The organism is Streptomyces sp. B3I8, assembly GCF_030816915.1.
In the GTDB taxonomy this organism is placed as follows: Bacteria; Actinomycetota; Actinomycetes; order Streptomycetales; family Streptomycetaceae; genus Streptomyces.
Genome location: NZ_JAUSYN010000002.1, coordinates 3,965,647 through 3,986,657, shown reverse-complemented (window position 1 = coordinate 3,986,657; position 21,011 = coordinate 3,965,647). Strand labels below are relative to the sequence as shown.

Below are 21,011 nucleotides of genomic sequence, written 5' to 3'. Positions count from 1 at the left end.
ACACCTGACCGACTCTGCTCACCCTTTCGTGTGCAAGCGGTCGGAGGTGTGCAACCCTCAGGACCCCCTGGGGAGTCGACCGTCATGACGAGAGGAGGTGCCGCCAGTGATCGCGAACGTATCGGCGCACCGGCGGGCGAACGCCTTCGCCCAGGCCCTGGAGGAGCTGACCGACCGGGGCCCGGCGGCCGAGCAGCCCGACCTTCCGGACACGGCTCCGACCACGGAGGAGGGCACCGGGCAACAGCGTCTGCTCGCCCTCGCCACCGGCCTCGGCGAGCTGCCCAAACCCCAGCTCGATCCCGAGGTCAAGGTCGTGCACCGAGCCCGGCTCGTGGCCGCGATGGAGGCCATGCTGAGCGAAGGCACCGTCGGGGGCGAGGCAACGGATCCCGCGGTGCCCGAGCAGCGCGACGCCCGCGAACGCGGCGCGCACCGGGCGGGCCCGCTGGGGAGGCTGCGTCCGCGCACCCGGCTGGCCAAGGGCCTCACCGCCGGCGGACTCGGCCTCGGTGTGGCCGCCGCGTCCTTCGGCGGAGTCGCCGCCGCCAGCACGGACGCCCTGCCCGGTGACTCGCTCTACGGCCTCAAACGCGGCATCGAGGACGTCCGGCTCGACCTGGCCGACGGCGACTCGGACCGCGGCCGGGTCTACCTCGACCAGGCCTCCACCCGGCTGAGCGAGGCCCGTCGGCTGATGGAACGCGACCGCTCGGGCCCGCTGGACCACGAGTCCCTCAGCGAAGTCCGCCGCGCGCTCGACGGCATGCGGCACGACGCCTCCGAGGGCCACCGCCTGCTGCACGAGGCCTACGCGCACGACCCCGAGTCCCTGGGCCCCCTGCGCACCCTCTCCGCGTTCTCCCGCTCGCACGGCGAGGCGTGGAGCGAACTGAGCAGACGGCTGCCGGTGCAGCTCGGGGACGTCGCGAGTGAGGTGTCGGAGGTCTTCGCCGCCATAAACGACGAGGTCACCCCGCTGTTGCCGTCGGCCCCGCCGGAGGACGGCTTCGACGACGAGCAGGGCTCCGCCCCCGCCTCGCCCACCGGGTCCGCCCGCAGCGACCACCCGGAGCCCGGCACCGGCCGCGGCAGCGCGCCCGGCGGCGACGGCGGCACCGCCCACAAGCCGGAGCCGTCCTCCTCCCGGGACCGCGACCGTGACCGTGACGAGGGTCTGCTCGGCGGCAGCACCGGCGGCCTGCTCGATCCGCCGCGGCACGGCGCCGTCGCCGGCCCGTCGGCGGGCGGCAGCAAGCACCCGACCATGGAACCCGACGTCACCCTCCCGCCCCTCCTCCCGGGCCTGCTGCCCGGCCTCGGCATCGACAACGAGGGCGACAGGGGCGACGAGAACAACCAGAACACAGAGAACGCGGAGTAGAGAAGAGAGCGGTACGCGCGCGGGGCGCCCCTCGGTCGAGGGGCGCCCCCGTCGTACGTCCTCCTGGGGTCAGAAGAAGACCGACCGCCGCTGCACCAGCAGTTTGTACAGCGTGTGCTGGATCTGCTCCCTGACCTGGTCGGTCAGGTTGAACATCAGCATCGGGTCCTCGGCCGCCTCCGGCGGATAACCGTCCGTCGGGATCGGCTCGCCGAACTGGATCGTCCACTTCGTCGGCAGCGGCACCGCGCCCAGCGGCCCCAGCCACGGGAACGTCGGCGTCAGCGGGAAGTACGGGAAGCCCAGCACCCGCGCCAGCGTCCGGGAGTTGCCGATCATCGGGTAGATCTCCTCGGCCCCGACCACCGAGCAGGGAATGATCGGTGTGCCGTGCTTCAGCGCCGTCGAGACGAAGCCGCCGCGGCCGAAGCGCTGCAACTTGTACCGGTCGCCGAAGGGCTTGCCGAGCCCCTTGAACCCCTCCGGCATCACTCCGACCAGCTCCCCCCGCTCCAGCAGCCGGGCCGCGTCCTCCGCGCAGGCCAGGGTGTGGCCGAGCTTGCGGGCCAGCTCGTTGACCACCGGCAGCACGAACACCAGGTCGGCCGCGAGGAGGCGCAGGTGGCGCCCCGCCGGATGGTGGTCGTGGACGGCGACCTGCATCATCAGGCCGTCCATCGGCAGCGTCCCGGAGTGGTTGGCGACGATCAGCGCCCCGCCCTCCGACGGGATGTTCTCGACGCCCTTCACCTCGACCCGGAAGTACTTCTCGTACAGCGGCCGCAGCAGTGACATCAGGACCTGGTCGGTGAGCTCCTCGTCGTAGCCGAAGTCGTCGACCTCGTACTCGCCGGTCAGCCTGCGCCGCAGGAAGGCGAGCCCGCCGGCGATGCGCCGCTCGAGACCGCCGCCGTCGCCCGCACCGCGACCGTCGCCGAGCCCCGCACCACTGTCGGCGTCCGTCACGGGGGCGTCGCCCTGCGCCCCGTCGGGCACGGCCTTCACCCCGCGGGCCCCCGCGGCCCCGGTCCCGGGCTCCCCGCCGCGCCGGCCGGCCGTGCCTCGGCGCCGCGGCGTGCGGTGCACGGCGGGACCGCGGGACCGGTCGTCGTCGAACGGAATGACCTTGGCGTCCGCCATCGTTGCTGCGCTCCTCGGTTCGCGCTCTGCTGGGCGCTCTGCGTCAGTGGGCGTTCTCGGCGCCGCGCGCCGGGGGACCGGCCGGGGACGGAGACGGGGACCGGCCGCCGCCCAGCGCGGGCAGCGCGGCGATCCGGTCGACGACGCCCGCCACCGTCTCCGGCGGGAGCAGCCCGGGCCCCCGGCCGCGCGCGAAGTCCTCGAAGGTCCCGGCGGTCGTGTACGCGGGGGTGAAGCCCAGTGTGTCGCGCATCTGGTCCGTCGCCACCACCCGGCCATGGGTCAGCAACCGGATCTGCTCGGGCGAGAAGTCCGTCATGCCCAGCGTACGGAAGGCCGAGCCGGCCCAGGTGACCGCGGGCAGCAGCAGCGGCACGGTGGGCCGTCCCAGCCGCCGGGCGCACTGCGAGAGCAGCAGCACCCCCTCGCCCGCGATGTTGAAGGTGCCGCTGTTGAGCGTGGCCCGCCGCTCCTCGGCGGAGCCGATCCGCAGCGCCTCGATCACATCGTCCTCGTGCACGAACTGCAGCCGCGGGTCGTAGCCGAACACGGTGGGCAGCACGGGCAGCGAGAAGTACGAGGCGAGCGGCGAATCCCCGCTGGGTCCGAGGATGTTGGCGAACCGCAGCACGCACACGGCCACGTCGGGGCGGCGCCGCGCGAACCCGCGGACGTACCCCTCGACCTCGACGGTGTCCTTGGCGAAGCCACCGCTCGGCAGCGACTTCGCCGGGGTCGTCTCGGTGAAGACGGCCGGGTCGCGGGGCGCCGAGCCGTACACGTTCGTACTGGACTTCACGACCAGCCGTCTGACCGTCGGCGACTTCTGGCAGGCGCCGAGGAGCTGCATCGTGCCGATGACGTTGGTCTCCTTGACCGAGGTCCGGCTGCCGCTGCCCAGCGGGGTGCCGCTGATGTCCATGTGGACGACCGTGTCCACGCAGGTCTGGGCGAGCACCCGGGCGATGGTCGGCTGCCGGATGTCGGCCCGCACGAACTCCGCGTCGCCCAGGTCGTGCTCGGGCGTGACGGCGTCCACGGCGACGACCCGGTCGACGTCCGGGTCGCGCACCATGCGCCGCACGAACCTGCCCGCCAGCGGACGGGCCACCCCGGTCACGAGCACGACCTTTCCCAAGACCAGTGCCTTCCTTCCGCCGCCGTCGGCTCCGGTACTCCTCGCACGGTAACCCGCGCGTTCCCGCGTACCCCCGCAGGCGCCCGTACCCGCTCGGGTCATCCGATCAGAACCGGACGCCCGCTGTCACGCCCAACCACCGGATCCGGCCGACGAGTCCGGCGAGCCCGCCCGGGACCGGCGTACGGAGACGGCTGTGGCCCCCCGCCTCGGAAGGCAGGGGGCCACAGAACACGCCACGACGCGTCGCGCGCGTCACCGCATCACCACCGCGTACGGCGGATGCGGCCTACTTCTTGTTGCGACGCTGCACTCGCGTGCGCTTCAGCAGCTTGCGGTGCTTCTTCTTGGCCATCCGCTTGCGCCGCTTCTTGATAACAGAGCCCACGACTACCCTCGCTCACTTCTCATCACTCGGTGCTGGGCGCCATGGGCCCATACGACCTACGAGGGGCCAGCCTACCCGCACCGGGCGCCGAGCTTGTAATCGAGGGTTCCGAGGGGTCTCGGACGGTCCGGTCGCCTCCTCGGTCAGGCTGTCTCCACCCCCACGTAGCTGTCCTTGAGGTACTCGTGCACCGCCTGCTCCGGCACCCGGAAGGACCTGCCCACCCGGATCGCCGGCAGATGACCGCTGTGCACCAGCCGGTACACGGTCATCTTCGACACTCGCATCACCGCGGCGACTTCCGCCACGGTCAGGAACTGAACCTCGTTCAGAGGCCTCTCGCCAGCAGCAGCCATGACACACCTGAACCTTCCGCACTCGACGGCCACCGGCTTCCCCTTCCGGTGACTCTTCGTCGTTGCGTGCTCACTCCCCAGACTAGGGGCGGGTGATGCAAGTGGGGAAGAGGGGGATCTCTTCGGCGGCCTACTGTGACAGACACGCTCGATTGAGTACATAGCGAGTAAGCGGCCGGTAGTAAGAGGACCGCGCAGCGTCATCGAGGGGCACGACGACGGACACGCGCCCCTCCGCCTGCCCCACGAAGGGCGCGGGATCGTTGACGTCCGCCGGTCCGATCGCCTCGAACCCCAGCTGACCTGCGCCGCAGATCCATCCGTGGTCGCCGATCACCAGCTTCGGGAGCGGCCCGCCGGCCTCCGCGGCGGCCGCCAGGGCGAGCCGTACGGGCAGTGGTGAGTGCGTGTGCGCGCCGGGCTCACAACCGGCGGCTTCGGCGGCGGGGTCACGGACGCACCCGACTCCCCGTACGTACGCGAGGTTGTAGGTGCGTAGACCGAACCGGGTCGTTATGTCGACACGGCGACCCTGCGCCGGGGTGAGGACAGCACACCCCGCCGTCGACAACGCGTCTGCGAGCGCGACGTAGAAACCGAGGAGCCGGTGCGGGTGACCGGTGCCGAGGAGCACGGGTTCCCGGTGCCGCGCGGCCCGCGCGAGCCGGGCGGCGAAGGCGTGCAGTGCGACGACGGTACGACCGGGGTCGATCACATCGTGGCCGGATGTGCACCGAGGGTCGTCCATAACGCCGCACTTCTCGGCCATGAGCCGCAGCACGTCGCGTTCGTCCCATACCCCTTCGGGATCGATCCCGATCGTCACCCGCGGGTCCCGCACGCCGAAGAGCCGATAACTCCGCAGACTCGCCTCCCGCGACGTCCCCACGACCCCCGCAAGCCCCACCCGCACCAAATAAGCCCGCAACCCCTCGGTGACCACCACGCTACGGAATGCTACGGCTGGGGTGCGGGGATCTGCGCGACCAGCCCCCACCGGCCCGCAGCCGACAACGCACCATGGGGTGGAAGGGGCGAAGCCCCTTGAGGGACGGGAAGGGTCGAGGGCGGCGGGAGCGAAGAACTCCCGGGCGCCCCCCACCGCCATCACCGCCCTACGGCAACAACCCCCGCAACGGAAACACCGCCCGCCGCGTCGCCCGCACCGCCTGGTCCAACCGGTCCGCGGGGTCGTACCCCGCCTCCCAGTCCGCATAGGCCACCGGCCACCGCCCGTCCGTCATCCGCCCCGGCCCCAACTGCCGCGTCCGCGCGTACACCCGCTGCCGCCACCCCTGCGGGATCACCGTCTCCGGCGCGACCTCGTGCCCGGCCGCGATGCCCACCAGATGCGTCCACGACCGCGGCACCACGTCCACGACCGCGTAACCGCCCCCGCCCAGCGCGACCCACCGCCCCTCCGCGTACGTGTGCGCCAGCTCGTGGCAGGCGACCTGCACCGCCCGCTGCGCGTCCAGCGACACCGCGAGATGCGCGAGCGGATCCTCGAAATGCGTGTCCGCCCCGTGCTGCGACACCAGCACCTGCGGCCGGAACTCCGCCACCAGCTCCGGCACCACCGCGTGGAACGCCCGCAGCCAGCCCGCGTCCCCCGTCCCGGCCGGCAGCGCCACGTTCACCGCCGAGCCCTCCGCACGCCCGGCGCCGGTCTCCTGCGGCCACCCGGTCTGCGGGAACAGGGTCTGCGGATGCTCGTGCAGCGAGATCGTCAACACCCGCGGGTCCTCCCAGAACGCCGCCTGCACCCCGTCACCGTGATGCACGTCGACATCCACGTACACGACCCGCTCCGCACCCAGCTCCAGCAACCGCGCGACGGCGAGGGCCGCGTCGTTGTACACGCAGAACCCGGACGCCCCGGCCGGCATCGCATGGTGCAGCCCGCCCGAGAAGTTGACCGCGTGCAACGCCTCCCCGCGCCACACCGCCTCCGCCGCGCCCACCGACTGTCCCGCGATCAGCGCGGACACCTCGTGCATCCCGGCGAACGCGGGATCGTCCAGCGTGCCGAGCCCGTACTTCGTGTCGGCCGCCGCCGGATCCGCGGAGGCCGCCCGCACCGCGGCGATGTAGTCCTCGCGGTGCACCAGCCGCAGCGTCGAATCCCCGGCGGCCCGGGCCGCGACCACCTCCACGTGCCGGTCGAGGCCGAGGGCGTCGACGAGGTCCTTCGTCAGCGCCAGCCGGACCGGATCCATCGGATGGTCCGGCCCGAAGTCATAGCCCGTTACCCGCTCGTCCCACATCAGCCGCGCGCGCCCGCTCATGTCCGTCACCGTATCTGTCCGCGCGCGGCGCGAACGAACGGGCGTACGCGAGCGTCGCCAGCACGAGCACCATCGGCACGCACATGGCACCCCGGTAGCTCCATGCGTCCCCCAGCGCCCCCACCAGCGGGGACCCGACCAGGAAGCCCACATAGTTGAACACGTTGAGCCGTGCGATCGCCGTGTCCGACGCCTCAGCGCCACCCTGCTCGAAGGCCCGCCGCCCGGCCGCCGCGAACGTCCCCGGCACCAGCACGCACAACCCGAGCCCCAAGAGGGTGAACCCCAGCATTCCCACCCAGGCCCCCGGTGCCACGGCCACCACCGCGAACCCCACCGCCGCGACCACCGCGCCGAGACGTACGACGGTCGCGGCGCCGAGCCGCCGCACCCCCCAGTCCCCCAGCGACCGGCCCACCAGGGTCGTCACCATGTACACGTTGTACGGGACGGTCGCGAGCTGCTCGCTGCCGCCGAGCACGTCCTGGAGGTACTTCGCACTCCAGTTGGAGACGGTCGAGTCCCCGATGTACGCGAAGGTCATCACCAGGCAGAACGGCAACAGCATCCGGAAGACGAGAGAACCGCCCCCGGATCCACCCGACGCCGCCTCCGGCTCCGCCGGCGCCGATGGCGCTTCCGGTGCCGGTGCCGGCCCCCCTTCGGACCGCTCCTCGCCGGGCCGCTCCCCGTCGACGTACCACCGGCTACCCACGAACGCCGCCGGCAGCAGCACCAGCACCACCGGCGCGTACGACACCCACAGCGCGAGATGCCAGTGCGCCCCCGCCCAGGCCAGCGAGGCGCCGAGGATGCCGCCCAGGCTGTACGCGGCGTGGAAGCCGAGCATGATGCTGCGCCCGTACGCCCGCTGCAGACTCACCCCCAGCATGTTCATGGACGCGTCCAGCGCCCCGACGGACAGCCCGAACACGGCGAGCGCGACGCCGAGCACGGGCATCCGGTCCCCCGAGCCGACCCCGACCAGCGCCAGCAGCACCACCGGCTGCGACCACCGCAGCACCCGGCTCGGCCGGACCCGCCTGACCAGCTGCTCGGTGCTCACGCTGCCGACGCCCGCGAGGATCGGCACCGCGGCGAGAAAAACGGGGAGCAGCGCGTCGGAGACGCGGTAACGGTCCTGGATGGCGGGGATGCGTGTGACGAGCAGCGCGAAGGCGACGCCCTGGGCGAAGAAGCCGAACGCCAAGGAGGCCCTGCCTCGCCGCAGCATCTCTGTCATGGCGGCGAGCGTAGGGCCCCGGGCTACCGGTGGGTAGATGTGGTGATCGAAGAACTGCGCCGAAGCTCGGCGCGGTTCGACCTGCGGTACTTCACCGGGCGACGGCGGCTGCGACCGGTCCGGCAGGAGCGGCGGAGGCGACGGGAGCAGGGGCCACCGGCGCGGCCGGGGCGACCTGGTCCGTCGTCCGCTCCTCGCCGCCCGCCTCGGCGATCAGCAGGTGCGCCATCGGCTCGGCGGCCACAGCAGCGCTCACCAGGAACCCGAGGACCATCGCGGCGATCATGATCACGGAGCCCAGCCAGACCATGGTGTCCACAGGGATCGTGTACGCCCCGACCACCCGCACCACGCACTCGCCGAGCAGCACCGCGCCCCACACCAGCGAGAACCGCCGCTCGGCCCGCCGGAACGCCGGCGACCCGTCCAGCAGCCGCTCCCAGGCGGCCTCCCGTCCGGCGTCGCCCTTGACCAGCCACGGCTTGAGCGCCGCCGTCATCATCGGCCTGCCCATCCCGACGGAGACGAGGATGCCGATCCCGATCGCGCTGCTCACCCCACTGTCCTTGGCGAGCATCAGCCGCGGGTCACCGCTGAGGTAGCTGAGCAGCACCCCGACGACGTTGACGAAAAGGATCAGGCTCGACAGCCCGTTGAGCTCGCGCTTCTTCACCGCGCCCCACACGGTGCGCACAGCCGGACCGACACTGCTCCAGGCCAGCGCGGCGACCGTGCCGAGGCCGAGGGCGTCCTTGAGGAGGTAGTACGACCCGATGGGCAGGCCGACGTCGAGGAGGAGCGGCGTGAGGTTCGCGAGGGGGCTCCGGCGGGCTGCTGCGGTCTTCGTCGTCATGGGTAAAGCTTCGCGCCGGGGCCCCTTGGGCCGACAGAAACGTTCGTCCGGAGCTCCGCATGACAAATGTCAGCCCCCGACCATGGGCAGGGTCACCCTCCGGCTCATCGCAGCAGGTCGAGCAGCTCCCCCATCTCCCCGAACAGTCGCGTGGCCTCGCCGAGCCGCTCGGGCGGCGTCATCGCGGTGAACCCGTACACGTCCATCCCGGCCGCGACGGCCGCCCGCACCCCGAGCGGACTGTCCTCCACGACCGCGCACCGCTCCACCGGCACCCCCATCCGCTCGGCGGCGTACAGGAAGAGGTCCGGCGCCGGCTTCCCCCGGCCCACGTCCTGCGAGGAGAAGATCCTGCCCTCGTCGAAGAACCGGTCGAGCCCGGCCGCCCGGTGCCCCACCCGGATCCGCTCGTGACTCCCGGACGAGGCCACGCAGTACGGCACCCCGTCCGCCGCCAGCCTGCCCAGCACGGCGTCCACGCCGGCCACCGGCCGCAACTCGCGTTCGAACGCGGCGAACACGCGCGCGTGGAATACGTCGTCGAAGTCCTTGGGCAGCCGCTGCCCGGTCCGCTCCTCGACGAGGTCGTGCACCCGGTGCATCGCGGCTCCCATGTAGTCGCGCAGTGAATCCTCGTAGGTGGTGGGGTGCCCCAGCTCGGTGAGATAAGCGGCGAGAAGTGTGTTGGAAAGGGGCTCACTGTCGACGAGAACACCGTCGTTGTCGAAGATGACGAGGTCATAGCGCATGTACGCCACCCTAAACGCAGAAAACCCCGCACCATGAGGTGCGGGGTTTCCCACAATAATTGTTCGGCGGTGTCCTACTCTCCCACAGGGTCCCCCCTGCAGTACCATCGGCGCTGTAAGGCTTAGCTTCCGGGTTCGGAATGTAACCGGGCGTTTCCCCTACGCTATGACCACCGAAACACTATGAAACACACAACCAGCAACCGGTGACCAAACACGGCCTGATCGTTCGTGGTTTCAGAACCAACACAGTGGACGCGAGCAACTGAGGACAAGCCCTCGGCCTATTAGTACCGGTCACCTCCACACCTCACGGTGCTTCCAGATCCGGCCTATCAACCCAGTCGTCTACTGGGAGCCTTACCCCATCAAGTGGGTGGGAGTCCTCATCTCGAAGCAGGCTTCCCGCTTAGATGCTTTCAGCGGTTATCCCTCCCGAACGTAGCCAACCAGCCATGCCCTTGGCAGAACAACTGGCACACCAGAGGTTCGTCCGTCCCGGTCCTCTCGTACTAGGGACAGCCCTTCTCAAGACTCCTACGCGCGCAGCGGATAGGGACCGAACTGTCTCACGACGTTCTAAACCCAGCTCGCGTACCGCTTTAATGGGCGAACAGCCCAACCCTTGGGACCGACTCCAGCCCCAGGATGCGACGAGCCGACATCGAGGTGCCAAACCATCCCGTCGATATGGACTCTTGGGGAAGATCAGCCTGTTATCCCCGGGGTACCTTTTATCCGTTGAGCGACGGCGCTTCCACAAGCCACCGCCGGATCACTAGTCCCGACTTTCGTCCCTGCTCGACCCGTCGGTCTCACAGTCAAGCTCCCTTGTGCACTTACACTCACCACCTGATTACCAACCAGGCTGAGGGAACCTTTGGGCGCCTCCGTTACCCTTTAGGAGGCAACCGCCCCAGTTAAACTACCCATCAGACACTGTCCCTGATCCGGATCACGGACCCAGGTTAGACATCCAGCACGACCAGACTGGTATTTCAACGACGACTCCACCCGAACTGGCGTCCGAGCTTCACAGTCTCCCAGCTATCCTACACAAGCCGAACCGAACACCAATATCAAACTGTAGTAAAGGTCCCGGGGTCTTTCCGTCCTGCTGCGCGAAACGAGCATCTTTACTCGTAGTGCAATTTCACCGGGCCTATGGTTGAGACAGTCGAGAAGTCGTTACGCCATTCGTGCAGGTCGGAACTTACCCGACAAGGAATTTCGCTACCTTAGGATGGTTATAGTTACCACCGCCGTTTACTGGCGCTTAAGTTCTCAGCTTCGCCACCCCGAAAGATGACTAACCGGTCCCCTTAACGTTCCAGCACCGGGCAGGCGTCAGTCCGTATACATCGCCTTACGGCTTCGCACGGACCTGTGTTTTTAGTAAACAGTCGCTTCTCGCTGGTCTCTGCGGCCACACCCAGCTCAAGGAGCAAGTCCCCTCACCAGACATGGCCCCCCTTCTCCCGAAGTTACGGGGGCATTTTGCCGAGTTCCTTAACCATAGTTCACCCGAACGCCTCGGTATTCTCTACCAGACCACCTGAGTCGGTTTAGGGTACGGGCCGCCATGAAACTCGCTAGAGGCTTTTCTCGACAGCATAGGATCATCCACTTCACCACAATCGGCTCGGCATCAGGTCTCAGCCTCCATGAACGGCGGATTTACCTACCGTCCGGCCTACACCCTTACCCCGGGACAACCACCGCCCGGGATGGACTACCTTCCTGCGTCACCCCATCACTCACCTACTAACCGCTTGGGCCGGCGGCTCCACCACTCCGAGATTGTCCGAAGACGCACCCGGCGGTTTCACGGCCTTAGCATCACGATGCTCGATGTTTGACGCTTCACAGCGGGTACCGGAATATCAACCGGTTATCCATCGACTACGCCTGTCGGCCTCGCCTTAGGTCCCGACTTACCCTGGGCAGATCAGCTTGACCCAGGAACCCTTAGTCAATCGGCGCACACGTTTCCCACGTGTGAATCGCTACTCATGCCTGCATTCTCACTCGTCAACCGTCCACAACTCGCTTCCACGGCTGCTTCACCCGGCAGACGACGCTCCCCTACCCATCACAGCCTCCGTTGGGAGTACATGCTGCAATGACACGACTTCGGCGGTACGCTTGAGCCCCGCTACATTGTCGGCGCGGAATCACTAGACCAGTGAGCTATTACGCACTCTTTCAAGGGTGGCTGCTTCTAAGCCAACCTCCTGGTTGTCTCTGCGACTCCACATCCTTTCCCACTTAGCGTACGCTTAGGGGCCTTAGTCGATGCTCTGGGCTGTTTCCCTCTCGACCATGGAGCTTATCCCCCACAGTCTCACTGCCGCGCTCTCACTTACCGGCATTCGGAGTTTGGCTAAGGTCAGTAACCCGGTAGGGCCCATCGCCTATCCAGTGCTCTACCTCCGGCAAGAAACACACGACGCTGCACCTAAATGCATTTCGGGGAGAACCAGCTATCACGGAGTTTGATTGGCCTTTCACCCCTAACCACAGGTCATCCCCCAGGTTTTCAACCCTGGTGGGTTCGGTCCTCCACGACCTCTTACAGCCGCTTCAACCTGCCCATGGCTAGATCACTCCGCTTCGGGTCTTGAGCGTGCTACTCAACCGCCCTGTTCGGACTCGCTTTCGCTACGGCTACCCCACAACGGGTTAACCTCGCAACACACCGCAAACTCGCAGGCTCATTCTTCAAAAGGCACGCAGTCACGACGTTGAGTGCAAGCACTCAACGCGACGCTCCCACGGCTTGTAGGCACACGGTTTCAGGTACTATTTCACTCCGCTCCCGCGGTACTTTTCACCATTCCCTCACGGTACTATCCGCTATCGGTCACCAGGGAATATTTAGGCTTAGCGGGTGGTCCCGCCAGATTCACACGGGATTTCTCGGGCCCCGTGCTACTTGGGTGTCTCTCAAACGAGCCGCTAATGTTTCGACTACGGGGGTCTTACCCTCTACGCCGGACCTTTCGCATGTCCTTCGCCTACATCAACGGTTTCTGACTCGTCCTGTCGCCGGCAGACGACAGAAGAGAGATCCCACAACCCCCACAACGCAACCCCTGCCGGGTCTCACACGCCATAGGTTTGGCCTCATCCGGTTTCGCTCGCCACTACTCCCGGAATCACGGTTGTTTTCTCTTCCTGCGGGTACTGAGATGTTTCACTTCCCCGCGTTCCCTCCACTTGCCCTATGTGTTCAGGCAAGGGTGACAGCCCATGACGACTGCCGGGTTTCCCCATTCGGACACCCCCGGATCAAAGCCTGGTTGACGACTCCCCGGGGCCTATCGTGGCCTCCCACGTCCTTCATCGGTTCCTGGTGCCAAGGCATCCACCGTGCGCCCTTAAAAACTTGGCCACAGATGCTCGCGTCCACTGTGCAGTTCTCAAACAACGACCAACCACCCATCACCCCGGGAACAACATCCCGAGTGCACTGGGGCCGGCAACCCGAAGACCCAGCCTCACGGCCGTGCCCTCAGACACCCAACAGCATGCCCGACCAGACCCCGCCCGGAGATCACGCGTTCCACACTCCGAAGAGCAGTACTAGCAGCCTCCGACGCCGGAAACCCGGCCGAATAGTCAACGTTCCACCCATGAGCAACCAGCACCGGACGTACGCCGATGTACTGGCCTCTGGACTGCCGAAGCAGCCAAGAAGTGCTCCTTAGAAAGGAGGTGATCCAGCCGCACCTTCCGGTACGGCTACCTTGTTACGACTTCGTCCCAATCGCCAGTCCCACCTTCGACCGCTCCCTCCCTTGCGGGTTGGGCCACGGGCTTCGGGTGTTACCGACTTTCGTGACGTGACGGGCGGTGTGTACAAGGCCCGGGAACGTATTCACCGCAGCAATGCTGATCTGCGATTACTAGCAACTCCGACTTCATGGGGTCGAGTTGCAGACCCCAATCCGAACTGAGACCGGCTTTTTGAGATTCGCTCCACCTCACGGTATCGCAGCTCATTGTACCGGCCATTGTAGCACGTGTGCAGCCCAAGACATAAGGGGCATGATGACTTGACGTCGTCCCCACCTTCCTCCGAGTTGACCCCGGCGGTCTCCCGTGAGTCCCCAACACCCCGAAGGGCTTGCTGGCAACACGGGACAAGGGTTGCGCTCGTTGCGGGACTTAACCCAACATCTCACGACACGAGCTGACGACAGCCATGCACCACCTGTACACCGACCACAAGGGGGGCACTATCTCTAATGCTTTCCGGTGTATGTCAAGCCTTGGTAAGGTTCTTCGCGTTGCGTCGAATTAAGCCACATGCTCCGCTGCTTGTGCGGGCCCCCGTCAATTCCTTTGAGTTTTAGCCTTGCGGCCGTACTCCCCAGGCGGGGAACTTAATGCGTTAGCTGCGGCACCGACGACGTGGAATGTCGCCAACACCTAGTTCCCACCGTTTACGGCGTGGACTACCAGGGTATCTAATCCTGTTCGCTCCCCACGCTTTCGCTCCTCAGCGTCAGTAATGGCCCAGAGATCCGCCTTCGCCACCGGTGTTCCTCCTGATATCTGCGCATTTCACCGCTACACCAGGAATTCCGATCTCCCCTACCACACTCTAGCTAGCCCGTATCGAATGCAGACCCGGGGTTAAGCCCCGGGCTTTCACACCCGACGTGACAAGCCGCCTACGAGCTCTTTACGCCCAATAATTCCGGACAACGCTTGCGCCCTACGTATTACCGCGGCTGCTGGCACGTAGTTAGCCGGCGCTTCTTCTGCAGGTACCGTCACTTTCGCTTCTTCCCTGCTGAAAGAGGTTTACAACCCGAAGGCCGTCATCCCTCACGCGGCGTCGCTGCATCAGGCTTTCGCCCATTGTGCAATATTCCCCACTGCTGCCTCCCGTAGGAGTCTGGGCCGTGTCTCAGTCCCAGTGTGGCCGGTCGCCCTCTCAGGCCGGCTACCCGTCGTCGCCTTGGTGAGCCATTACCTCACCAACAAGCTGATAGGCCGCGGGCTCATCCTTCACCGCCGGAGCTTTTAACCACCACTCAGGAGAGTGGAAGTGTTATCCGGTATTAGACCCCGTTTCCAGGGCTTGTCCCAGAGTGAAGGGCAGATTGCCCACGTGTTACTCACCCGTTCGCCACTAATCCCCACCGAAGTGGTTCATCGTTCGACTTGCATGTGTTAAGCACGCCGCCAGCGTTCGTCCTGAGCCAGGATCAAACTCTCCGTGAATGCTTCCGGGTCATCCCGGTAACACACACGAGAGCGGAACAGCCGGGCGGAATAAGCCCAGCCGTTCACAGCGTCCTCGCTGTGTTCTTCTTCAAAGGAACCTCAACCCGATCGGAAACCGACCAGGTCGGGGTATCAACATATCTGGCGTTGACTTTTGGCACGCTGTTGAGTTCTCAAGGAACGGACGCTTCCTTTGTACTCACCCGAGAGACTCTCTCAGGCTTTCCTCCGGGCGCTTCCCTTCGGTCTTGCGTTTCCGACTCTATCAGACGTTTTCGCTGTCCGATTTCCTCGGTGCTTTCCAGGTTCCCGCTTCCGCGTTTCCCTTTCCGGCGGTTCCGACTTTATCAGATCCTTTTTCGATCCGATCCCCAGTCAGGAGGGGTTGTCTTCCCGGCCGTTGGGCCGTTCCGACTGGTGAGACCTTAGCGGATTCCCCGCTCCCGAAGCCAATCGGGGCCGGTGTCCTGTGCGGACACGGAATCCTCATTTCGCACGCACGCATACCGAAGTAATGACGACGACGCCGTGACAGCGACGTTTCGCCGAGGATCGACAGGTACTTGCGGAATGGCTGTCCGGGGACCGGCCCGAGGGCGGCGCTCACGTTCGGACAGCCCGGAGTACATTACGGATCGCCCCTGGGCCTGTCAACTCCGTGCTGTACGGGGCCATGCGGGCGCCGGTGGGCGTACTCTCGTCCTCATGACCTCGCGCACGTGTAGCCAGCTCTGGTGGGCCGCCTGACGGCGGCCGACCCACGTGCGCGAACCACGGCCGCCGCTTCGGCGGCCGTTCTCGTTTCTCCCCTCCCGGGGGTCGGCCCGCCGGTGCGGCGGCCTCGACCAGGAGGCAGGAGAGATGGCGAGGATCTTCAGCGGGGTCAAGCCGACAGGGCATCTGACACTGGGGAACTACCTGGGCGCCGTACGGCGGTGGGCCGAGGTGGATCAGCATGCGGCCGACGCGTTGTTCTGCGTCGTCGATCTGCACGCGCTGACCGTGGACCACGATCCGGCGCGGGTGCGCCGGCTCAGTCGGCAGGCGGCGACGCTGCTGCTGGCGGCGGGGCTCGACCCGGCGCTGTGCACGGTGTTCGTCCAGAGTCATGTGGATGAGCACGCCCGGCTGTCGTACCTGCTCGAATGCGTCGCGACGGACGGCGAGATGCGGCGGATGATCCAGTACAAGGAGAAGTCCGTGCGGGAGCGGGCGCGGGGCGGCAGTGTGCGGCTGTCGCTGCTGACGTACCCCGTGCTGATGGCGGCGGACATCCTGGCGTACGGGACGGACGACGTGCCGGTGGGGGACGACCAGGCGCAGCACGTCGAGCTGGCGCGGGATCTCGCGGTGCGGTTCAACCAGCGGTACGGGCACACGTTCGTGGTGCCGAGAACGGTGCGGCCACAGGTCGCCGCGCGGGTGATGAGTCTGCAGGACCCGACGGTGAAGATGGGCAAGAGCGACGACGTGGGGCCGGGTGTCGTCTATCTGCTGGACGAGCCGGAGGTCGTGCGGAAGAAGGTCGCGCGGGCGGTCACCGACAGTGGGCGGGACGTGGTGTACGACCGGGAGGAACGGCCGGGGATCGCCAATCTGCTGGAGATCCTCACGGCGTGCACGGGCGGTGCGGACGGGGAGCCGGAGAAGCTGGCGGCGGCGTACGACTCGTACGGGGCGTTGAAGCGGGATGTCGCGGAGGCGGTGGTCGAGGTGTTGCGGCCGGTGCGGGAGCGGCATCGGGAGCTGTGCGCGGATCCGGCGTACGTGGAGGGGGTGCTGCGGGTGGGGGCCGAGCGGGCCCGGGAGGTGGCCCGGCCCCGGGTCGACGCGGCGTACCGGGCGATCGGGTTGCTGCCCGCGGGGTGAACGCCCGCCCCGGACCGGTGCCGCTCGGGTACGGCACCGGTCCGGGGCGGTGGCGTCGGTCAGTTGTTGGTGCCGGAGGCCAGTTCGCGGCTGCGGTCGCGGGCGGCCTCCAGGGCCGCGATCAGGGCGGCGCGGACGCCGTGGTTCTCGAGTTCGCGGATCGCGCTGATCGTGGTGCCGGCGGGGGACGTGACGTTCTCGCGGAGCTTCACGGGGTGTTCGCCGCTGTCGCGGAGCATCGTGGCCGCGCCGATCGCGGACTGGACGATGAGGTCGTGTGCCTTGTCGCGGGGCAGGCCGAGGAGGATGCCGGCGTCCGTCATGGCCTCGACGAGGTAGAAGAAGTACGCCGGGCCGGAGCCGGAGAGGGCGGTACAGGCGTCCTGCTGCGACTCGGGTACCTGGAGGGTCTTGCCGACGGCGCCGAAGATCTCCTCGGCGTGGGCCACGTGGGCGGGGGTGGCGTGGGTGCCGGGGGAGATGACGGACATCGCCTCGTCGACCAGGGCGGGGGTGTTCGTCATGACGCGGACGACCGGGGTGCCGGGGGTGAGGCGGTCCTCGAGGGAGGCGGTGGTGATGCCGGCGGCGCCGCTGATGACCAGGCGGTCGGCGGGGGTGTGGGGGGCCAGTTCGGTGAGGAGGGTGCCCATGTCCTGCGGTTTGACCGTGAGGATGAGGGTGTCCGCGGTCTTGGCGGCTTCGGCGTTGGTGACGGGGGTGACGCCGTAACGGGTGCGGAGGTGGTCCGCGCGCTCGGTGCGGCGGGTGGTGACGAGGAGGTCCGCGGGGGTCCAGCCGGCCCGGATCATCCCGCTGAGCAGGGCTTCGCCGATCTTGCCGGTGCCGAGGACTGCGACTTTCTGGGTCATGGCGTGGGGTGCCCTCCGGGGGTGCGACGCGTCATCGTCTTCGGGGTCTTTGGGCATCTTTGCACCGGGGGTGCGGGGTGGGGGTGGGTGTCCGGTGGGCGGACGGGCGACGGCGCCCAAGGGGGCGCTCGCGCCTATGCCTTGCCCCGGCGTCTGCGGGAGGGGTTGCCGGTGCGGCGGGTCGAGCGCTTCTGGTGGCGGGCGCGGGCGGCCTCGTACTCCTCGCGGTGCAGCGACTCGCCCGGTGCTTCCTTCAGGGAGCGGACGAAGTAGGCCAGGAGGGAGCCGATGAAGCCGATGGCCAGCAAACCCCGGAGCGACGCCTGGCGGTCGGGGTCGGGGCGGCGGGTGAAGGAGCCCCAGGTGTGACCGAACGCGAGCGCGCTGCAGATCGCGAACATCACGACCATCAGCACGCTCACCAGGCTGCCGACGTCGGCGATGCGCAGGCCGTCGTAGGCGAAGCGCAGGACGAAGCTGCCGAGGGCGGCCGCCGCGAGCGAGCCGACGGACACGCCGGCGCGGCGGGCGGCGTAGCCGCGGGGGCCGGCGTCGTGGTCGACCCAGGTGGTGCCGAAGAAGCGGAGGGGCTCGGGGCGGGGGCCGCCGCCGGAGTGGGGGGTGTCTCCGCCGGTCCGGTCGTCCGGGGGTGTTCCGTCGCTCTTGCCGGCGGTCTGCCCGTGCACGCGTTCGTTCCGCCCGTTTCGTTCGCTCACCGGTCGATTATCGCTCCGCCCCTGCCCGTCCCTCGTGGTGGGAGGGGCGGGCAGGGGCCGGGCTCAGGAGCAGCGTGGGGCGACGTAGCCGTCGCTGTCCGTCTTGACGTAGGCGTCGGAGACGAACTGCGCGTTGCCGATGCAGTCCCAGATCTTCGACGTGCCGTAGTAGCCGCTCACCGAGTCGCCCGAACTCTGGCAGATGATCGGGACGCTCGAGCCGGCGCGCAGTGTCTTGACGATGCTGTAGTTCACGCCCGGTCCGCTGCGGACGTGCAGCTCGACTCCGGGGGCGATCGGGTACAACTTGGTCGCCGCCGCCGTCGACGCCACCGCCTCGCCCAAAGGTTCGACGAGGAGTTCGGGCGGCGCTGTCGGTGCGCTCTCCGGTGTGATCTCTTCCGTGGCCATGTGGCCTCCCCCGTACGTGAGTTGAGAATGTTTCACGCCAATCGCTCTGGCGCCGCCGAGGCTAGCAAGCCCCACGGGATTCGTACGTGGCATCGACTAGGCTCGGCGCGTCGTGCATGCGGACGCGAGGCACGGGGGTGACTGATGCCGCCACGGCGCAACGCCGGTACCGAACCGGAAGCGGAGCATCCGGTCTACGCCGGGCAGTACCGGCTGGAGGCGGAGCTGGGCTCCGGTGGCATGGGTGTCGTCCACCTCGCCCGGTCCGCCTCGGGGCTGCGCCTCGCGGTGAAGGTGGTGCACGCCCAGTTCGCCCAGGACCCCGAGTTCAGGGGGCGGTTCCGGCAGGAGATCGCGGCCGCGCGACGGGTCAGCGGCGCGTTCACGGCGTCCGTCGTCGACGCGGATCCGGAGGCCGAGCGGCCGTGGATGGCGACCCTCTACATCCCCGGGCCCACACTCGCCGAGCATGTGAAGCGGAACGGCGCGCTGCCCCCGGCGCGGCTGCGTCGGCTGATGGCGGGACTGGCCGAGGCGCTGCGGGACATCCACCGCGTCGGTGTCGTGCACCGCGATCTCAAGCCGAGCAACGTCCTGCTCGCCGAGGACGGGCCCAAGGTCATCGACTTCGGCATCTCCCGGCCCTCGGACAGTGAACTGCGCACGGAGACGGGCAAGTTGATCGGCACGCCGCCGTTCATGGCACCGGAGCAGTTCCGCAGGCCGCGGGAGGTGGGACCGGCCGCGGACATCTTCGCGCTGGGGTCCGTGCTGGTGCACGCGGCGACGGGCCGGGGGCCGTTCCACTCCGACAGTCCGTACCTCGTGGCATATCAAGTCGTGCACGACGAGGCAGACTTGACAGGGCTGCCGGACGACCTCGCAGGGCTCGTCGCGCGCTGCCTGGCCAAGGAGCCGGAGGACCGGCCGACGCCGGACGAGGTGATGACGGCACTGCGGTCGGTGTCCGCCTCGTACGACACGCAGGCGTTCATACCCGCGCAGCGGGAGGTGTCCGGCCTGGAGGCCGCGGGGGTCGAGCCTCTCGCCGGGGATTTCGGCGAGGACCTCGGCGAGGACCCCCTCCAGGGTTCTGCCGGGGGCCGTGCGGAGGGGCGTGGGCGATCGGCGGGGTGGTCGCGGAGGCGGTCGTGGGTGGTGGGGGGTGCCGTCGCCGTGGTGCTCGCCGTCGTCGGTGGCGGTGTCGGTGTGCTGGTCGGTTCCGGGGCCGGTGAGCACGGCGAGAGCCGGGGCACGGCCTCCGCGGCGGCCGCGGTCCGGCCGTGGGCCGTCCGGTTGCGTGCCCCCGGAGTCACGGCGAGCGGCATGGCGCACTGCGTGGCGGGAGACGGGCGGCTGTACTGCACGCGGGACGGGGTACTGGCCGCCGCCGTCGACCCCGACGACGGGCACACCCTGTGGGTGCGCGCGGGCGGGGCCGGCGCGGGCGCGGGGACCCCGGTGCTGTCCGGCGGGCTGCTGCACGTCGTCGACGCGGGTGGGAAACGGCTGACCGCCCTCGACCCCGCGACCGGCCGGACGCGCTGGAGCCGGGACACCACCCGGTACGCGGGGCGGATCGCGCACGCGGGCGGTGTCGTCCTGCTCACCGGCGACGACTCGGAGGTGACCGCGCTGGACTCGGCGACCGGAGCGGTGAAGTGGCGGCACTCGGTACCGGGGTTGTCGTTGCCCGCGTTCCGGGTGTTCGGGGACGGGCTCGCCTACGTGACACAGAGCGCGGATCCGGACGGGACGACGGTGACCGCCGTGGACCCGCGGACCGGGGCCGTGCGGGCGCGACGGCGGATGGACGGGGCGTTGACCGTCGTCGGGGCGCGGGGCGGGGTGGTGTGGTTCACCTCCACGGATGCCTCGTCGTACACGGACGCGGTGGTGCGGTACGACGGCGCGAGCGGGGATGTGCGCCGGGTGGAGTTGCGGTATCCGTTGCCCGGGGCGCAGGTGGTGGTGCACGGGGAGACGGTGTATCTACTGGCCAGTGGGGGCGCGGTGGTGGCCGTCGAGACGAAGGGGACCGGCCGGCAGAAGTGGCGGTCGGAGACGTCCGTGAGTCTGGCGTCCGCGCCCGTGGTGGCCGGGGGGCGGCTGTGCTTCATGGCGGCGGACGGGCGGCTGCTGGCGGTGGACGCGGAGCGGGGCGTCGTGCTGGGGCAGACGGGGGTGCGGATGGGGGGTGCGCGGGGGGCCCTGCCGGGGGCTTTGGCGGTGCCGGTGGTCAGTGGGGGGCGGGTGGTGGGTGCGGCGCCGGACGGGGTGGTGTTCGGGGTGGGCGTGCGGGATCCCTCCGGGTGGTGAGGGTGGGGAGGGTGGGGTTCGGGTGGGGTTTCTTCGCCCCCGCCGCC

15 protein-coding genes and 3 rRNA genes are annotated in these 21,011 nt (G+C 68.4%); 3 read left to right on the top strand and 15 right to left on the bottom strand.

Going from position 1 to position 21,011, the window contains the following annotated elements; translation table 11 throughout:
* Positions 1-106: 106 nt before the first annotated feature.
* Positions 107-1,384, top strand: a complete 1,278-nt coding sequence (locus QFZ64_RS19845; RefSeq protein ID WP_307067600.1) for a DUF5667 domain-containing protein — start codon at positions 107-109, stop codon at positions 1,382-1,384.
* A 69-nt stretch (positions 1,385-1,453) separates the two neighbouring features.
* On the opposite strand, the gene QFZ64_RS19840 is transcribed toward QFZ64_RS19845, so the two are convergent.
* The 12 genes from QFZ64_RS19840 to QFZ64_RS19785 form a co-directional block, all read right to left on the bottom strand.
* Positions 1,454-2,524 carry a lysophospholipid acyltransferase family protein gene (locus QFZ64_RS19840; protein WP_307067598.1) on the bottom strand — a complete coding sequence of 357 codons (1,071 nt, stop codon included), beginning with the start codon at positions 2,522-2,524 and terminating at the stop codon, positions 1,454-1,456.
* Positions 2,525-2,567: 43 nt separating this feature from the next.
* Positions 2,568-3,662 carry an NAD-dependent epimerase/dehydratase family protein gene (locus QFZ64_RS19835; RefSeq protein WP_307067596.1) on the bottom strand — a complete coding sequence of 365 codons (1,095 nt, stop codon included), beginning with the start codon at positions 3,660-3,662 and terminating at the stop codon, positions 2,568-2,570.
* Positions 3,663-3,951: 289 nt separating this feature from the next.
* A complete protein-coding gene (locus QFZ64_RS19830; RefSeq protein ID WP_003948845.1) occupies positions 3,952-4,050 on the bottom strand; it encodes a 30S ribosomal protein bS22 in 99 nt (32 codons plus the stop codon).
* A 143-nt stretch (positions 4,051-4,193) separates the two neighbouring features.
* Complete coding sequence (locus QFZ64_RS19825) at positions 4,194-4,406, bottom strand: helix-turn-helix domain-containing protein (RefSeq protein ID WP_006138960.1); 213 nt, start codon at positions 4,404-4,406, stop codon at positions 4,194-4,196.
* A gap of 130 nt (positions 4,407-4,536) precedes the next feature.
* Positions 4,537-5,349, bottom strand: a complete 813-nt coding sequence (locus tag QFZ64_RS19820; protein ID WP_373430760.1) for a phosphatase — start codon at positions 5,347-5,349, stop codon at positions 4,537-4,539.
* A 172-nt stretch (positions 5,350-5,521) separates the two neighbouring features.
* Positions 5,522-6,694: an acetoin utilization protein AcuC gene (locus QFZ64_RS19815; protein WP_307067591.1), complete on the bottom strand. Its 1,173-nt coding sequence runs from the start codon at positions 6,692-6,694 to the stop codon at positions 5,522-5,524.
* Entirely contained in the window at positions 6,645-7,928 is a 1,284-nt protein-coding gene (locus QFZ64_RS19810; protein ID WP_307071774.1) for an MFS transporter, read from the bottom strand. The genes QFZ64_RS19815 and QFZ64_RS19810 overlap by 50 nt, the downstream gene beginning before the upstream one ends.
* A 100-nt stretch (positions 7,929-8,028) precedes the next feature.
* Positions 8,029-8,790 (bottom strand): VC0807 family protein, encoded by a 762-nt coding sequence (locus tag QFZ64_RS19805; RefSeq protein ID WP_307067589.1) that lies wholly within the window; start codon positions 8,788-8,790, stop codon positions 8,029-8,031.
* 104 nt (positions 8,791-8,894) lie between these two features.
* On the bottom strand, positions 8,895-9,539 hold the full coding sequence (locus QFZ64_RS19800) for an HAD family phosphatase (RefSeq protein ID WP_307067587.1): 645 nt from the start codon (positions 9,537-9,539) through the stop codon (positions 8,895-8,897).
* A gap of 61 nt (positions 9,540-9,600) precedes the next feature.
* Positions 9,601-9,717, bottom strand: a 5S ribosomal RNA gene (rrf, locus tag QFZ64_RS19795).
* A gap of 89 nt (positions 9,718-9,806) precedes the next feature.
* Positions 9,807-12,933, bottom strand: a 23S ribosomal RNA gene (locus QFZ64_RS19790).
* Between the two features lie 316 nt (positions 12,934-13,249).
* Positions 13,250-14,774, bottom strand: a 16S ribosomal RNA gene (locus QFZ64_RS19785).
* The 16S, 23S and 5S rRNA genes sit together here, the layout of an rRNA operon.
* A gap of 864 nt (positions 14,775-15,638) precedes the next feature.
* On the opposite strand from QFZ64_RS19785, the gene trpS reads away from it, so the two are divergent.
* Entirely contained in the window at positions 15,639-16,646 is a 1,008-nt protein-coding gene (trpS, locus tag QFZ64_RS19780; protein ID WP_307067585.1) for a tryptophan--tRNA ligase, read from the top strand.
* 59 nt (positions 16,647-16,705) lie between these two features.
* Here the strand turns inward: trpS and proC are convergent, their stop codons facing one another.
* The 3 genes from proC to QFZ64_RS19765 all read right to left on the bottom strand — a co-directional run bounded on the left by proC (position 16,706) and on the right by QFZ64_RS19765 (position 18,645).
* The gene (gene proC / locus QFZ64_RS19775) at positions 16,706-17,518 is read right to left on the bottom strand and encodes a pyrroline-5-carboxylate reductase (RefSeq protein WP_307067583.1); all 813 of its coding nucleotides are present in this window, start codon (positions 17,516-17,518) and stop codon (positions 16,706-16,708) included.
* A 134-nt stretch (positions 17,519-17,652) separates the two neighbouring features.
* The gene (locus QFZ64_RS19770) at positions 17,653-18,234 is read right to left on the bottom strand and encodes an EamA/RhaT family transporter (protein WP_307067582.1); all 582 of its coding nucleotides are present in this window, start codon (positions 18,232-18,234) and stop codon (positions 17,653-17,655) included.
* 63 nt (positions 18,235-18,297) lie between these two features.
* On the bottom strand, positions 18,298-18,645 hold the full coding sequence (locus QFZ64_RS19765; protein ID WP_307067580.1) for a peptidase: 348 nt from the start codon (positions 18,643-18,645) through the stop codon (positions 18,298-18,300).
* A gap of 144 nt (positions 18,646-18,789) precedes the next feature.
* On the opposite strand from QFZ64_RS19765, the gene QFZ64_RS19760 reads away from it, so the two are divergent.
* On the top strand, positions 18,790-20,964 hold the full coding sequence (locus QFZ64_RS19760; protein WP_307067579.1) for a serine/threonine-protein kinase: 2,175 nt from the start codon (positions 18,790-18,792) through the stop codon (positions 20,962-20,964).
* Positions 20,965-21,011: the final 47 nt, after the last annotated feature.

Coding starts and splice junctions, on each gene's coding strand:
- QFZ64_RS19840 (WP_307067598.1), bottom strand. CDS start 2,524: ATGGCGGACGCCAAGGTCATTCCGTTCGACGACGACCGGTCCCGCGGT.
- QFZ64_RS19825 (WP_006138960.1), bottom strand. CDS start 4,406: ATGGCTGCTGCTGGCGAGAGGCCTCTGAACGAGGTTCAGTTCCTGACC.
- QFZ64_RS19815 (WP_307067591.1), bottom strand. CDS start 6,694: ATGAGCGGGCGCGCGCGGCTGATGTGGGACGAGCGGGTAACGGGCTAT.
- QFZ64_RS19810 (WP_307071774.1), bottom strand. CDS start 7,928: ATGCTGCGGCGAGGCAGGGCCTCCTTGGCGTTCGGCTTCTTCGCCCAG.
- QFZ64_RS19805 (WP_307067589.1), bottom strand. CDS start 8,790: ATGACGACGAAGACCGCAGCAGCCCGCCGGAGCCCCCTCGCGAACCTC.
- QFZ64_RS19800 (WP_307067587.1), bottom strand. CDS start 9,539: ATGCGCTATGACCTCGTCATCTTCGACAACGACGGTGTTCTCGTCGAC.
- trpS (WP_307067585.1), top strand. CDS start 15,639: ATGGCGAGGATCTTCAGCGGGGTCAAGCCGACAGGGCATCTGACACTG.
- proC (WP_307067583.1), bottom strand. CDS start 17,518: ATGACCCAGAAAGTCGCAGTCCTCGGCACCGGCAAGATCGGCGAAGCC.
- QFZ64_RS19765 (WP_307067580.1), bottom strand. CDS start 18,645: ATGGCCACGGAAGAGATCACACCGGAGAGCGCACCGACAGCGCCGCCC.
- QFZ64_RS19760 (WP_307067579.1), top strand. CDS start 18,790: ATGCCGCCACGGCGCAACGCCGGTACCGAACCGGAAGCGGAGCATCCG.